Genomic DNA, 11,799 nt, shown 5'->3' with positions numbered 1-11,799 from the left:
TATTTTAATCAGGTCAGTAATTAAACTTTGTAGAAATTACGATACCAGTCAACAAAGTTCTTCACCCCATCTTTTACCGTGGTTTCAGGTTTAAAACCAATTACCTCATACAGTGCTTTAGTGTCTGCGCTGGTTTCCAGTACATCACCTGGCTGTAGTGGTAGCATGTTTTTCTTCGCTTCAATACCCAGAGCATCTTCCAAAGCCTGGATATAGTCCATTAGCTCAACCGGTGAACTATTGCCGATATTGTAGACGCGATAGGGCGCAATGCTGGCTGCTGGCGTGCCTGTTTCAACGGTCCATTGTGTGTCTGCGTGTGGAATGACATCCTGCAGGCGAATGATCGCTTCTGCGATATCATCGATATAGGTAAAGTCACGCTTCATTTTGCCGTAGTTATAGACGTCAATACTTTTCCCTTCCAGCATCGCTTTGGTGAACTTGAACAGCGCCATATCCGGTCGACCCCATGGGCCGTACACGGTGAAAAAACGCAACCCGGTGGTGGGCAATCCGTACAGGTGGGAATAAGTATGAGCCATCAGCTCGTTGGCTTTTTTGGTTGCTGCATACAGCGACACGGGATGATCGACGGAATCATCCGTAGAGAAAGGCATTTTGCGATTCAGGCCGTAAACTGAACTGGATGAGGCATAGAGTAAATGCTGAATTTTATTATGGCGACACCCTTCCAGTATGTTCAGAAATCCTGTGAGATTTGAGTCTGCATAGGCATGCGGGTTTTCGAGTGAATAACGTACGCCAGCCTGTGCGGCAAGATGAATGACACGTTCAAAATGCCCGGATGCGAAGAGTTCAGTCATGCCTTCGCGGTCGGCTAAATCAATTTTATTAAACTGGAAACCAGGCTGCGCAAGTAATTCCAGACGAGCTTGTTTAAGACTGGCGTCGTAGTAATCGTTCAGATTATCAATACCGACTACTTGATGGCCAGCCTCAAGGAGGCGTTTGCTAACGTGGAAGCCGATGAAACCAGCGGCACCCGTAACCAGGTATTTCATGTTTATTCCTCTTTTTGGCTAAATAATAGCCAGGCACCAACAGGCGCTACTAAAAAGTGGAATGATACCGTTAGATGGTAAAAAAGCTAATTGTTATATTTTTTACGCTTACCATCTTTACTGGTTAGACGGTAAGTATTCACGACATGAATTCATTAAAATGAATTGTAAAGTGCAACGATTGGCGGGCATGAAATCTGATTATTGCTGTTTTTTTGCTCATGAAAGTGTTCTTTGAGTATTTACACTTTTGTTTGATCGTATTGATTTTCAGTAGTGATTGAAATACCAATCAAAATCCCTCAAACAATTTGATTTTTTTATCATTAATCCTATGGCATTGCCTCAATTTATAGCTAAACTAATCCCAGTTTAAGTCTTTCCTTATCTAGGATCTAGGGTTTCTATGTCTGTAAGTGATAACAACATGTCCGGGAGCAGTCATGATCCGGAACAGATTGATCTGATTGATTTACTAGTACAGTTGTGGCGCGGGAAAGTAACAATCGTTATTGCGATTGTTATTGCCATAGTGCTTGCTGTGGGCTATCTGGCAGTTGCTAAGGAGAAATGGACCTCTACAGCAATTATCACTCAACCGGATGTTGGACAGATTGCCACCTATAACAACGCACTTAACGTGTTGTATGGTGCCAGTGCCCCTAAGGTTACTGAGTTACAGGCAAACGTGATTGGCCGTTTTAGTACGTCATTCTCTGCGTTGGCGGAAACGCTGGATAATCAGGAAAAGCCTGAAAAACTGTCGATTGAGCAGTCTGTAAAAGGGCAACCATTGCCGTTGGCGGTCGCTTATGTAGCTGGTTCTCCAGAAGAAGCTCAGCGTCAATTGGCTGAATATATTCAACAAACAGATGAAAAGGTTGCCAAAGAGCTGGAGCTTGATCTGGTTGATAACATCAAATTGCAAACAACTACGCTTCAGGACTCCTTGAAAACTCAGGAAGTGGTCGCGCAGGAGCAAAAAGATCTGCGAATTAAGCAAATTCAGGAAGCGCTGCGTTATGCAGAACAAGCTGGTGTGATTAAGCCGCAAATTCAGCAGACGCAGGATGTGACGCAGGATAGCATGTTCCTGTTGGGTAGCGATGCCCTGAAATCCATGATTGAGCACGAATCCACACGCCCTTTGATATTGTCTGATAACTACTTCCAGACCAAACAAAAGCTGTTGGATATCGAAAGTCTTAAGCTTGAAGGGGCGGAGTTACACGCCTACCGCTACGTGATGAAACCAACGTTACCGGTTCGTCGTGACAGTCCGAAAAAAGCGATTACCCTGGTGCTGGCGGTTCTGCTCGGCGGGATGATTGGGGCTGGCGTGGTGCTGGGGCGAAATGCGTTGCGCAGCTATAAAGGCAAAACAGAGTAAGCGCTCATCTCAATAAAAAAACCGGGCTTGCCCGGTTTTTTTACATTTGCAACTTACTGATGACGCTTACGTAAATTCTCAATCACCGTCGTCAGGTCGAGTTTCTGATCCTGCAGCAGCACCAGCAGGTGATACATCAGATCAGAGGCTTCATTTGTCAGCTCAAAACGGTCGTTCACCGTCGCAGCCAGCGCGGTTTCTACGCCTTCTTCACCCACTTTCTGTGCGATGCGTTTGGTGCCGCTGGCATACAGTTTCGCGGTGTAAGAACTGGCTGGGTCAGCGGTTTTACGTTCGGCCAGCAGTTGCTCAAGCTGATACAGGAACAGCCACTGGTGGCTGGTGTCACCAAAGCAGCTTGAGGTGCCTTTATGGCAGGTTGGGCCAATCGGGTTAACCAGCACTAGCAAAGTGTCGTTGTCGCAGTCAGGCGCAATGCTCACCACATTCAGGAAGTGACCTGAGGTCTCTCCTTTGGTCCACAGGCGCTGCTTGGTCCGCGAGAAAAAGGTCACTTTGCCGCTTTCGAGCGTTTTATCCAACGCCTCCGGATTCATATAACCCAGCATCAATACTTCACCGGAAACCGCATGCTGCACGATGACTGGCATCAGCCCGTCGGTTTTTTCCCAGTCCAGCTCACGGCATTGTTGCTTCGTTAACATATCCTGATCTCCACGCCCTGTGTTGCCAGGTACGCTTTTAATTCGCCAATATTGATGATTTGCTTGTGGAAGACGGAGGCGGCAAGCGCGCCGTCAACGTCGGCATCCTGGAAGGCTTCGAGAAAGTGTTCCATGGTGCCCGCGCCGCCGGAGGCAATCAGCGGGACGTGGCAAACGTCACGTACTTTTTTCAACTGTTCCAGGTCATAACCGTTACGTACGCCGTCCTGATTCATCATGTTCAGGACGATTTCGCCCGCGCCGCGTTTTTGGACTTCCTGCACCCAGTCCAGTGTTTCCCACTGCGTGACGCGGGTACGGCTTTCATCCCCGGTATACTGATTAACGTGATATTTGCCGGTTTCGGCGTCATACCAGGTATCGATGCCCACCACGATGCACTGCACGCCAAAGCGATCCGCCAGACGGGTGATTAGTTCCGGTTCGGCCAGCGCCGGGGAGTTGATGGAGATTTTGTCCGCTCCGAAAGAGAGGATACGTGCCGCATCGTCGATGGATTTAATGCCACCGGCAACACAGAACGGAATATCGATCACTTCCGCCACGCGTGATACCCAGCTTTTATCCACTACGCGGCCATCGCTGGAAGCGGTGATATCGTAGAACACCAGTTCATCTGCGCCTTCATCGGCATAGCGTTTTGCCAGTGGGACAATGTCGCCAATAATCTCGTGATTACGGAACTGGACGCCTTTTACCACCTGTCCGTCACGGACGTCCAGGCAAGGAATTATGCGTTTTGCCAGCATTGTATGGCCTCCTCAACGGTGAACATACCTTCCAGCAGGGCTCGTCCGACGATAACACCACGGACACCGGTCCCGCGCAGGGCCGCTACGTCCTCAATTCCACCAATGCCGCCAGATGACTGAAACGCCACCTGCGGATATTTGGCGCACACTTCTTCATAAAGCGCGACGTTTGAGCCCGTCAGCGTGCCGTCGCGGGAGATATCGGTGCACAGCACGTGCTTCAGGCCGACGGGTAAATAGGTCTCAACCAGTTCTTCCAGTGAAACCCCGGAATCTTCCTGCCAGCCGCTAACCGCTACCTGTTTGTTCCCGCGCTCGTCAATACGAACGTCCAGTGCCAGCACCAGCGCATCGGCACCAAAACGAGCAAACCAGCTTTTGACTTCTTCGGGGGATTTTACCGCCGTCGAACCCACCACCACGCGCGCCACGCCAGCGTCAAGCAGCGCCGCCACGTCCGCTTCGGTACGCACGCCGCCGCCAACCTGCACTGGAACGTTGACGCCAGCGACCAGCGTTTTAATCAGCGGGATCTGGCGCTGCGCCGGGTCTTTCGCGCCGGTTAAATCAACCAGGTGCAGTACTTCGGCACCCTGGGCGGCGTAATCCTGCAAACGGGGGAGCGGATCGTTGCCGTAATCACGTTGTGTTGCGTAATCGCCCTGATGAAGACGCACCACCGTGCCGTCGATTAAATCTAATGCCGGAATAATCATTACATCTCCAGAAAGTTTTTCAGCAACTGCGCCCCAGCCGCGCCCGAACGTTCCGGGTGAAACTGTACGCCAAAGAAATTGTCTTTTTGTACTGCCGCGGTAAACGGTTCACCGTAATGACACTGGGCGATGGTCCACGGGTTTACCGGCATAGCGTAGCTGTGTACAAAGTAGAAATATGCGCCATCTTCAATGCCCTGGAACAGACGATTTCCCGCTTGTGGATAGACGCGATTCCAGCCCATGTGCGGCAGCGGCAGACCGAAATCGGTCATCTTCGGGACATCCTGCTCAATAATGCCCAGCAGGGATACGCCGTTACTCTCTTCGCTGCGACGGCCCAGCAGTTGCATGCCTAAGCAGATCCCCAGCACTGGTTGCGTACAGGCTTTGATCAGCTCAATCAGTTCACGCTCGTGCAACTGGTCCATCGCCGCCTGGGCGGTACCGACGCCCGGCAGAAACAGTTTATCGGCGCGCAGCACCACGTCCGGGTCACGGCTGACAACAGGATCGTATCCATGGCGTGCGACGGCGGATTTTACCGAGTGCAGGTTGGCGCAGCCGGTGTCCAGAATCACCACGTCCATTACAGCACTCCTTTTGAAGAGGGCAGCGTGTCGCCTTCGACGCGAATCGCCTGACGCAGCGTACGGCCAAAGGCTTTAAACAGGCTCTCCACACGGTGGTGGTCATTTTTGCCTTTGGTTTTCAGGTGCAGGGTGACGCCCATGGTGTAAGAGAGTGAGCGGAAGAAGTGTTCGATCATCTCTGTGCTCAGATCGCCAACGCGCTGGTAGGTAAACTCCGCGCGGTACTCCAGGTGCGGGCGGCCGGAAATATCCAGTGCGCAACGCGCCAGGCACTCGTCCATCGGCAGCACAAAACCAAAACGATTGATGCCGCGTTTATCGCCTAATGCCAGCTTTAAAGCTTCACCCAGCGCCAGACCGGTATCTTCAACGGTGTGGTGATCGTCAATATATAGATCGCCCTTGACGGCTATCTCCATGCGAAAACCGCCATGGGTGGCGATTTGATCCAGCATGTGGTCAAAGAAGCCAACGCCGGTATTGATTTTGCTTTGGCCTTCACGGTCCAGCCAGACTTTGACGTCAATCTGCGTTTCTTTAGTATTACGCTCTACGTGTGCGTAGCGGTCACGTTTGGTCAGATGCTCGCCGATCATCACCCAGTTCAGGGTGTCGCGATGGTAACGCAATCCGCTAATGCCCATGTTTTCAGCGAGCTGAATATCGGTTGCCCGATCGCCTATGACGTAGCTGTTCGCCATATCCATGGCCTGTTCAACCAGATACTGTTCAACCAGCTTCACTTTTGGCTTACGGCAATCGCACTCGTCCGCTGGCAGGTGCGGGCAAATCAGTACCTCATCAAATGTCACACCCTGAGAGGTGAAAATTTGCATCATCAGGTTATGCGGACCGTCAAAATCAGCCTGGGGGAAACTCTGCGTTCCGAGCCCATCCTGGTTAGTGATCATAACCAGCTTAAAACCTGCTTTTTGCAGTTTCAGCAAAACGGGAACAACTTCCGGCTCGAAGGCGAGTTTGTCAAAGCGATCGACCTGAAAGTCACTTGGCGGTTCGGAAATCAGGGTTCCATCACGGTCAATAAAAAGATACTTCTGGCTCATACTTGCTCCGCACGTAAGGCGTCAATGACGCGCTGGCTCTCTTCACGGGTTCCGACAGTAATTCGCAGGCAGCCGCTTAACGAAGGTTGTTTATTCTGATCTCGTAAGATAATGCCCTGATCCCACAAAGATTTAAATACGCTACTTGATGCGGTGAAGCGCGCCAGAACATAGTTGGTTTCAGAGTCGAAAACCTGTTCTACACAGCGAATCGTTTTCAGGTTATCTACCAGATACTGACGCTCTTCCAGGATCTGCTCTACGCGTTTACGCATGGCGGAAATCCCTTGCGGCGTCAGGGCTTGGGCGGCGATATCTGCCACCGGCGTAGAGAGTGGGTAAGGGGCAATCACCTTTAACAGCAGATTGATAACCTCTTCATTCGCCAGCGTAAACCCGCAGCGTAAACCGGCGAGAGCAAACGCTTTTGACAACGTGCGTAATATCACCAGATGCGGATACTCAGACAGCCAGCCTGCGAGCGTGGCTTGCGGGCAAAACTCAATATAGGCCTCATCAGCGACCACAATAGCTTTACCCTGCGTCATTTCGAGCAGTGAACGCAGATCCTGCGGGTTAATCAACTGGCCGGTTGGGTTATTAGGGCTGCAAACGTAGACCACCTTCACGCCATCAATCTTGTCCGCGATGCCTTGCAAATCCAGCTGCCAGTTATCAAGGGTCGGAACGGTGCGGCATTCGACGCCAATCGTTTCGGCGCTGACGCTGTACATGCCGTAAGTCGGCGGGCAGTAGAGAATGGCATCTTTACCGGGTTCGCAAAACGCGCGCACCAGCAGCTCGATCCCTTCATCTGCGCCGCGGCTGACCAGCACCTGCTCCGGTTTGACGCCAGCATACTGCGCGTAATTCTCAATCACCGCTTTCGGCTGACACTCCGGGTAGCGGTTCAGCGTTTGCTGACTGAGCTGGAACTCCACAGCGGTGGGATATTCATTCGCGTTGAGCCAGACATCGCCGTTACCGCCGAGACGACGGGCAGACTGATAGGGCGTTAACTCGCGAACATTCTTCCGGGCTAAATCAGTGACGCTGAGAAAGTTGTCAGTGCTCATGCTTGCTCCTTCAGGGCGTTAACGCGCAGGGTAACGGCATTTTGGTGTGCAGTCAGTCGTTCAGCAGCGGCCAGTATTTCAATGGTTGAGGCCAGGCCAGAGAAACCTTGTGGGGTTAATTCCTGTACAGTCATCCGTTTCTGGAAGTCAGCCAGCCCAAGACTTGAGCAAGTCGCGGTATAGCCGTAGGTCGGAAGAACGTGGTTGGTGCCAGAAGCGTAGTCGCCTGCGGATTCCGGCGACCAGTCGCCGAGGAACACCGAACCGGCGCTGGTGATCTCATCAACCAGTTCACGTGCGTTGCGGGTCTGAATAATCAAGTGTTCCGGACCGTAGGCGTTAGAAATGGCCACGCACTGCGCCAGATCTTTGGCGATAATCAGCCGACTGGCACTGAGCGCCTGGCGGGCGGTCTCAGCGCGGGAAAGCTCAGCGAGCTGGCGCTCTACGGCTTTGGCAACGCCTTCGGCAAGCGTAGCGTCTGGCGTCAGCAGGATCACCTGCGAGTCGGGGCCGTGTTCTGCCTGAGAAAGCAGGTCAGAGGCAACAAAGTCCGGCGTCGCGCCGCTGTCGGCGATAACCAGCACTTCGGACGGACCAGCAGGCATGTCGATGGCCGCGCCGTCAAGACGCTGGCTGACCTGACGTTTGGCTTCGGTCACATACGCATTGCCCGGCCCGAAGATTTTATCGACCTTAGGAATAGATTCGGTGCCCAGCGCCAGCGCGGCAATAGCCTGAGCGCCGCCCACATTAAACACCTCTTTTACACCACACAGTTGCGCGGCGTAGAGAATTTCATCGGCAATCGGCGGCGGTGAGCACAGCACCACTTTTTTGCAGCCGGCGATACGCGCCGGGGTCGCCAGCATTAATACGGTAGAGAACAGCGGCGCTGAACCTCCTGGAATATACAGGCCCACGGAAGCGATAGGGCGGGTAACCTGCTGGCAGCGCACACCTGGCTGAGTTTCAATATCCACCGGTGGCAGGATCTGCGCGGTGTGGAAAGTATCAATATTACGCACCGCTGCCTGCATAGCTTGTTTCAGTTCGTCGCTCAGGCGACTACTGGTTTGCTGGATTTCTTCCTCGGTGACGCGCAGCGCGCCGACCTCGGTTTTATCAAACTTCGCGCTGTATTCACGCAGCGCCCGGTCGCCGTTATTTTTGACGTTCTCAAGGATCTCGGCCACCGTACGGCTGATGCTTTCCGAGGCGGAAATAGCCGGGCGCATCAGCAGTTCGCGTTGCTGTTCGGGGCTACAGCTATTCCAGTCAATCAGGGTATTGAAGCTCATGGCTATCACTCCATCATCTTCTCAATTGGCAGCACCAGAATTGAGCTGGCACCGAGCGCTTTCAGTTTTTCCATCGTTTCCCAGAACAGGGTTTCGCTGCTGACCATGTGCATGGCAACACGCTGCTGGTCGCCGGCCAGCGGCAGAATGGTCGGACGCTCAGCGCCAGGCAGCAGGGCGATAACTTCGTCCAGACGCTCGCTCGGCGCGTGCATCATGATGTATTTGGATTCACGAGCCTGAATAACGCCCTGAATACGGGTCAGCAATTTGTCGATCAGTTGTTGCTTGGCGTCGGCCATTTCGCCATCGCGCTGAATCAGGCAGGCTTTAGAGCGGTAAATGACTTCCACTTCACGCAGACCGTTGGCTTCAAGTGTTGCGCCAGTGGACACCAGATCACAAATCGCGTCGGCCAGACCCGCACGGGGAGCGACTTCTACAGAGCCGTTTAACAGACAGGATTTAAACGACACCCCTTTCTGATCGAGATAGCGTTTGAGCAGGTGTGGGTAAGAGGTCGCGATACGCTTACCGTTCAGCGCTGCCGGGCCATCCCATGCTTCATCAACCGGGGTTGCCAGCGAGAGACGGCAGCCGCCGAAGTCCAGACGACGCAGGGTAAAATAGCGAGGGTCTTCACCCTGTGCGCGGCGGTTGAGCAGTTCCTCTTCCAGAACGTTTTCCCCGATGATGCCGAGGTCAACAACGCCATCCATCACCAGACCCGGGATATCGTCATCACGTACGCGCAGAATATCGATAGGCATATTCTCTGCCATTGCAATCAGGCGCTGGGTGTGAAGATTAATTTTAATGCCGCAACGGGCCAGCAATTCGCGTGAATCATCGCTTAAACGGCCAGATTTCTGCATAGCTATGCGTAAACGGGTGTTGTCTAACATTCTTTATTCCTCGTTATCCTGTCTGAATCAGTTTGGGTCACGCACAAAAAAAAGCCCCCGGAAGAAATCTTCCGGGGGCTTTCTCATACGCTCATGCACCGCTGGAAGATTTAAATGTCTCCCAGCACACATCGCCTGAAAGACTAGTCAGGATGATGGTGATGATGGTGTTTGAATTGAGCGCGTGTCATAAATTTTCTCGATGAATGTTTATTCATTTGATGTCTTTTAACCTAAACCACTTTAGCTACGGAAAGCAAGGGCTTTTTTTGATCATTAATTCATTTCATATTGATACTATGAATTGTCAGCCACCGTGGGCTGGCGTAGCCTTGCGTTATAGGCCAAAAGTCAGGAGAGAAGGCATGAAAAAGGTCGCAATTGTCGGATTAGGTTGGTTAGGCATGCCGTTAGCCATGTCGCTGGCGGCGAGAGGCTGGCAGGTTACCGGCAGCAAAACCACATTGGATGGGGTGGAAGCGGCCCGCATGAGCGGTATCGAGAGTTACTCGCTGCGCCTGGAACCTGAACTGGTCTGTGAGGCTGACGATCTCGACGCACTGATGGACGCCGATGCGTTGGTTATTACGCTGCCTGCACGCCGTAGCGGTCCTGGGGAAGCATTTTACCTGCAGGCAATGCAGGAACTGGTCGACAGCGCGCTGGCGTATCGGATCCCGCGGATTATTTTTACCAGTTCTACGTCAGTCTATGGTGACGTTCAAGGAACAGTGAAAGAGGGGACGCCGCGTAATCCGGTCACGGCAAGTGGTCGTGTTCTGAAAGAACTTGAAGACTGGTTGCACAATTTACCTGGCACGTCGGTGGATATTTTGCGTCTGGCCGGGTTAGTTGGTCCGGGAAGACATCCTGGTCGCTTCTTTGCCGGCAAGACGGCGCCAGACGGACATCATGGCGTCAATCTGGTGCATCTGGACGATGTGGTTTCTGCCATCACGTTACTGCTGCAAGCGCCTAAAGGGGGACACATCTATAATATATGTGCGCCTATGCATCCGGCGCGTAACGTGTTCTATCCGCAGATGGCCCGCCAGTTGGGGATGGAGCCGCCGGAATTTCGCGACGGTACGGATAACGGTAAAGGTAAAGTCATTGATGGCAACCGTATTTGTAATGAGCTTGGGTTTGAGTACCAGTATCCTGATCCGCTGGTGATGCCGATGGAGTGACAAGCCAGCAGAGTGCCGCTGTATACCGCCAGGGGGCGAGTATGAAACCACTGCTGGACGTTCTTATCATCCTCGATGCCTTAGAAAAAGAGGGCAGTTTCGCGGCGGCGTCGGCAAAATTGTTTAAGACGCCGTCTGCGCTTAGCTACACCGTCCATAAGCTGGAAAGCGATCTTAATATTCAGATACTCGATCGCAGCGGGCACCGGGCTAAGTTCACCCGCACCGGACAGATGCTGCTGGAAAAGGGGCGGGAGGTGCTGCATACCGTCCGTGAACTCGAAAAGCAGGCCATTAAACTACACGAAGGCTGGGAGAATGAACTGGTTATTGGCGTAGATGATACCTTTCCCTTTTCATTGCTGGCCCCACTCATCGAGTCTTTCTATCAACACCACAGCGTGACGCGTCTGAAATTTATCAATGGCGTGCTGGGCGGCTCATGGGATGCCCTAATTCAGGGCCGGGCGGATATTATTGTCGGTGCCATGCATGAACCCCCTGCAGCGAGCGAATTTGGCTTTGCACGGCTGGGGGTTCTGGAACAGGTGTTTGTGGTTGCGCCGCATCACCCGCTGGCGCAGGAACAGGAACCGTTAAATCGTCGCACTATTCGCCGTTTTCGCGCCATTGTAGTGGGCGACAATGCGCAGCATGCCAATGTCTCAGGTTCTCAGGTGCTTGACGATCAGGAAGCCATTACCGTTTTTGACTTCAAAACCAAGCTGGAACTACAAATCAGCGGCCTGGGATGTGGCTATATTCCGCGCTATCTGGCGCAGCGATTTCTGGAGAGCGGCGCACTGATTGAGAAAAAAGTGGTCGCGCAAATTGTCCTTGAACCCGTGTGGATAGGCTGGAATGAACAGACCGCCGGGTTGGCCAGTGCCTGGTGGCGAGATGAAATTTTAGCAAATAGTGCTATTGCGGGGGTGTATGTTAAAACGGCTGCTGACAAATCAATCAGTTAAGAAAAAATATTCTTTTGTAGCCACTTCAATCTCTTGTTATTTCTCCCCAATTTAGTGCAAAATACGCCGCTTGCAAAAAATGACATTAACCGACGTTTTAATACGCGTCGGTTATTTTTTTGCATCAAAC

General features: G+C 52.4%; 12 protein-coding genes, 1 pseudogene and 1 other annotated feature. Of the genes and pseudogenes, 3 read left to right on the top strand and 10 right to left on the bottom strand.

Annotated elements, in window-relative coordinates:
* Nucleotides 1–20 precede the first annotated feature (20 nt).
* Nucleotides 21–1,025, bottom strand: coding sequence for an NAD-dependent epimerase (locus tag WN16_RS18300; RefSeq protein ID WP_044701936.1), 1,005 nt, complete (start codon nucleotides 1,023–1,025; stop codon nucleotides 21–23).
* 406 nt (nucleotides 1,026–1,431) lie between these two features.
* On the opposite strand from WN16_RS18300, the gene wzzB reads away from it, so the two are divergent.
* The gene (gene wzzB / locus WN16_RS18290) at nucleotides 1,432–2,415 is read left to right on the top strand and encodes an LPS O-antigen chain length determinant protein WzzB (protein WP_044701938.1); all 984 of its coding nucleotides are present in this window, start codon (nucleotides 1,432–1,434) and stop codon (nucleotides 2,413–2,415) included.
* A gap of 53 nt (nucleotides 2,416–2,468) precedes the next feature.
* On the opposite strand, the gene hisIE is transcribed toward wzzB, so the two are convergent.
* From hisIE to hisL, 9 genes are all read right to left on the bottom strand, one after another.
* Nucleotides 2,469–3,080: a bifunctional phosphoribosyl-AMP cyclohydrolase/phosphoribosyl-ATP diphosphatase HisIE gene (gene hisIE, locus WN16_RS18285; protein ID WP_044701940.1), complete on the bottom strand. Its 612-nt coding sequence runs from the start codon at nucleotides 3,078–3,080 to the stop codon at nucleotides 2,469–2,471.
* On the bottom strand, nucleotides 3,074–3,850 hold the full coding sequence (gene hisF / locus WN16_RS18280) for an imidazole glycerol phosphate synthase subunit HisF (protein WP_044701941.1): 777 nt from the start codon (nucleotides 3,848–3,850) through the stop codon (nucleotides 3,074–3,076). Before hisF ends, hisIE begins: the two co-directional genes overlap by 7 nt.
* Nucleotides 3,832–4,569 (bottom strand): 1-(5-phosphoribosyl)-5-[(5-phosphoribosylamino)methylideneamino]imidazole-4-carboxamide isomerase, encoded by a 738-nt coding sequence (hisA, locus tag WN16_RS18275; protein WP_044701944.1) that lies wholly within the window; start codon nucleotides 4,567–4,569, stop codon nucleotides 3,832–3,834. The genes hisF and hisA overlap by 19 nt, the downstream gene beginning before the upstream one ends.
* Nucleotides 4,569–5,159 (bottom strand): imidazole glycerol phosphate synthase subunit HisH, encoded by a 591-nt coding sequence (gene hisH, locus WN16_RS18270; RefSeq protein WP_003844282.1) that lies wholly within the window; start codon nucleotides 5,157–5,159, stop codon nucleotides 4,569–4,571. Before hisH ends, hisA begins: the two co-directional genes overlap by 1 nt.
* The gene (hisB, locus tag WN16_RS18265) at nucleotides 5,159–6,226 is read right to left on the bottom strand and encodes a bifunctional histidinol-phosphatase/imidazoleglycerol-phosphate dehydratase HisB (protein ID WP_044701945.1); all 1,068 of its coding nucleotides are present in this window, start codon (nucleotides 6,224–6,226) and stop codon (nucleotides 5,159–5,161) included. The genes hisH and hisB overlap by 1 nt, the downstream gene beginning before the upstream one ends.
* Nucleotides 6,223–7,302, bottom strand: coding sequence for a histidinol-phosphate transaminase (gene hisC, locus WN16_RS18260; RefSeq protein WP_044701948.1), 1,080 nt, complete (start codon nucleotides 7,300–7,302; stop codon nucleotides 6,223–6,225). Before hisC ends, hisB begins: the two co-directional genes overlap by 4 nt.
* Nucleotides 7,299–8,603: a histidinol dehydrogenase gene (gene hisD / locus WN16_RS18255; protein WP_044701949.1), complete on the bottom strand. Its 1,305-nt coding sequence runs from the start codon at nucleotides 8,601–8,603 to the stop codon at nucleotides 7,299–7,301. Before hisD ends, hisC begins: the two co-directional genes overlap by 4 nt.
* A 5-nt stretch (nucleotides 8,604–8,608) precedes the next feature.
* Nucleotides 8,609–9,508 carry an ATP phosphoribosyltransferase gene (gene hisG, locus WN16_RS18250; protein ID WP_003030161.1) on the bottom strand — a complete coding sequence of 300 codons (900 nt, stop codon included), beginning with the start codon at nucleotides 9,506–9,508 and terminating at the stop codon, nucleotides 8,609–8,611.
* Between the two features lie 45 nt (nucleotides 9,509–9,553).
* Nucleotides 9,554–9,676, bottom strand: a sequence feature (His leader region).
* Nucleotides 9,652–9,699, bottom strand: coding sequence for a his operon leader peptide (gene hisL, locus WN16_RS18245; protein ID WP_100250077.1), 48 nt, complete (start codon nucleotides 9,697–9,699; stop codon nucleotides 9,652–9,654). Its footprint overlaps the feature before it by 25 nt.
* Before the next feature lie 174 nt (nucleotides 9,700–9,873).
* Here hisL and WN16_RS18240 point away from each other — a divergent pair, with 174 nt between their 5' ends.
* The gene (locus WN16_RS18240; protein WP_003030163.1) at nucleotides 9,874–10,698 is read left to right on the top strand and encodes an SDR family oxidoreductase; all 825 of its coding nucleotides are present in this window, start codon (nucleotides 9,874–9,876) and stop codon (nucleotides 10,696–10,698) included.
* Between the two features lie 41 nt (nucleotides 10,699–10,739).
* Nucleotides 10,740–11,724: pseudogene (locus tag WN16_RS18235) on the top strand (LysR family transcriptional regulator).
* Nucleotides 11,725–11,799 lie beyond the last annotated feature (75 nt).

It is taken from the genome of Citrobacter sp. ABFQG (assembly GCF_004322975.1).
In the GTDB taxonomy this organism is placed as follows: domain Bacteria; phylum Pseudomonadota; class Gammaproteobacteria; order Enterobacterales; family Enterobacteriaceae; genus Citrobacter; species Citrobacter freundii.
Note: the sequence above shows the minus strand (reverse complement) of the source record. Positions and strands in the feature narration are given on the sequence as shown.

Bases quoted from the DNA above. Each gene is read 5' to 3' on its own strand.
- WN16_RS18300 (WP_044701936.1), bottom strand. From the start codon at position 1,025: ATGAAATACCTGGTTACGGGTGCCGCTGGTTTCATCGGCTTCCACGTT.
- wzzB (WP_044701938.1), top strand. From the start codon at position 1,432: ATGTCTGTAAGTGATAACAACATGTCCGGGAGCAGTCATGATCCGGAA.
- hisIE (WP_044701940.1), bottom strand. From the start codon at position 3,080: ATGTTAACGAAGCAACAATGCCGTGAGCTGGACTGGGAAAAAACCGAC.
- hisF (WP_044701941.1), bottom strand. From the start codon at position 3,850: ATGCTGGCAAAACGCATAATTCCTTGCCTGGACGTCCGTGACGGACAG.
- hisA (WP_044701944.1), bottom strand. From the start codon at position 4,569: ATGATTATTCCGGCATTAGATTTAATCGACGGCACGGTGGTGCGTCTT.
- hisH (WP_003844282.1), bottom strand. From the start codon at position 5,159: ATGGACGTGGTGATTCTGGACACCGGCTGCGCCAACCTGCACTCGGTA.
- hisB (WP_044701945.1), bottom strand. From the start codon at position 6,226: ATGAGCCAGAAGTATCTTTTTATTGACCGTGATGGAACCCTGATTTCC.
- hisC (WP_044701948.1), bottom strand. From the start codon at position 7,302: ATGAGCACTGACAACTTTCTCAGCGTCACTGATTTAGCCCGGAAGAAT.
- hisD (WP_044701949.1), bottom strand. From the start codon at position 8,603: ATGAGCTTCAATACCCTGATTGACTGGAATAGCTGTAGCCCCGAACAG.
- hisG (WP_003030161.1), bottom strand. From the start codon at position 9,508: ATGTTAGACAACACCCGTTTACGCATAGCTATGCAGAAATCTGGCCGT.
- WN16_RS18240 (WP_003030163.1), top strand. From the start codon at position 9,874: ATGAAAAAGGTCGCAATTGTCGGATTAGGTTGGTTAGGCATGCCGTTA.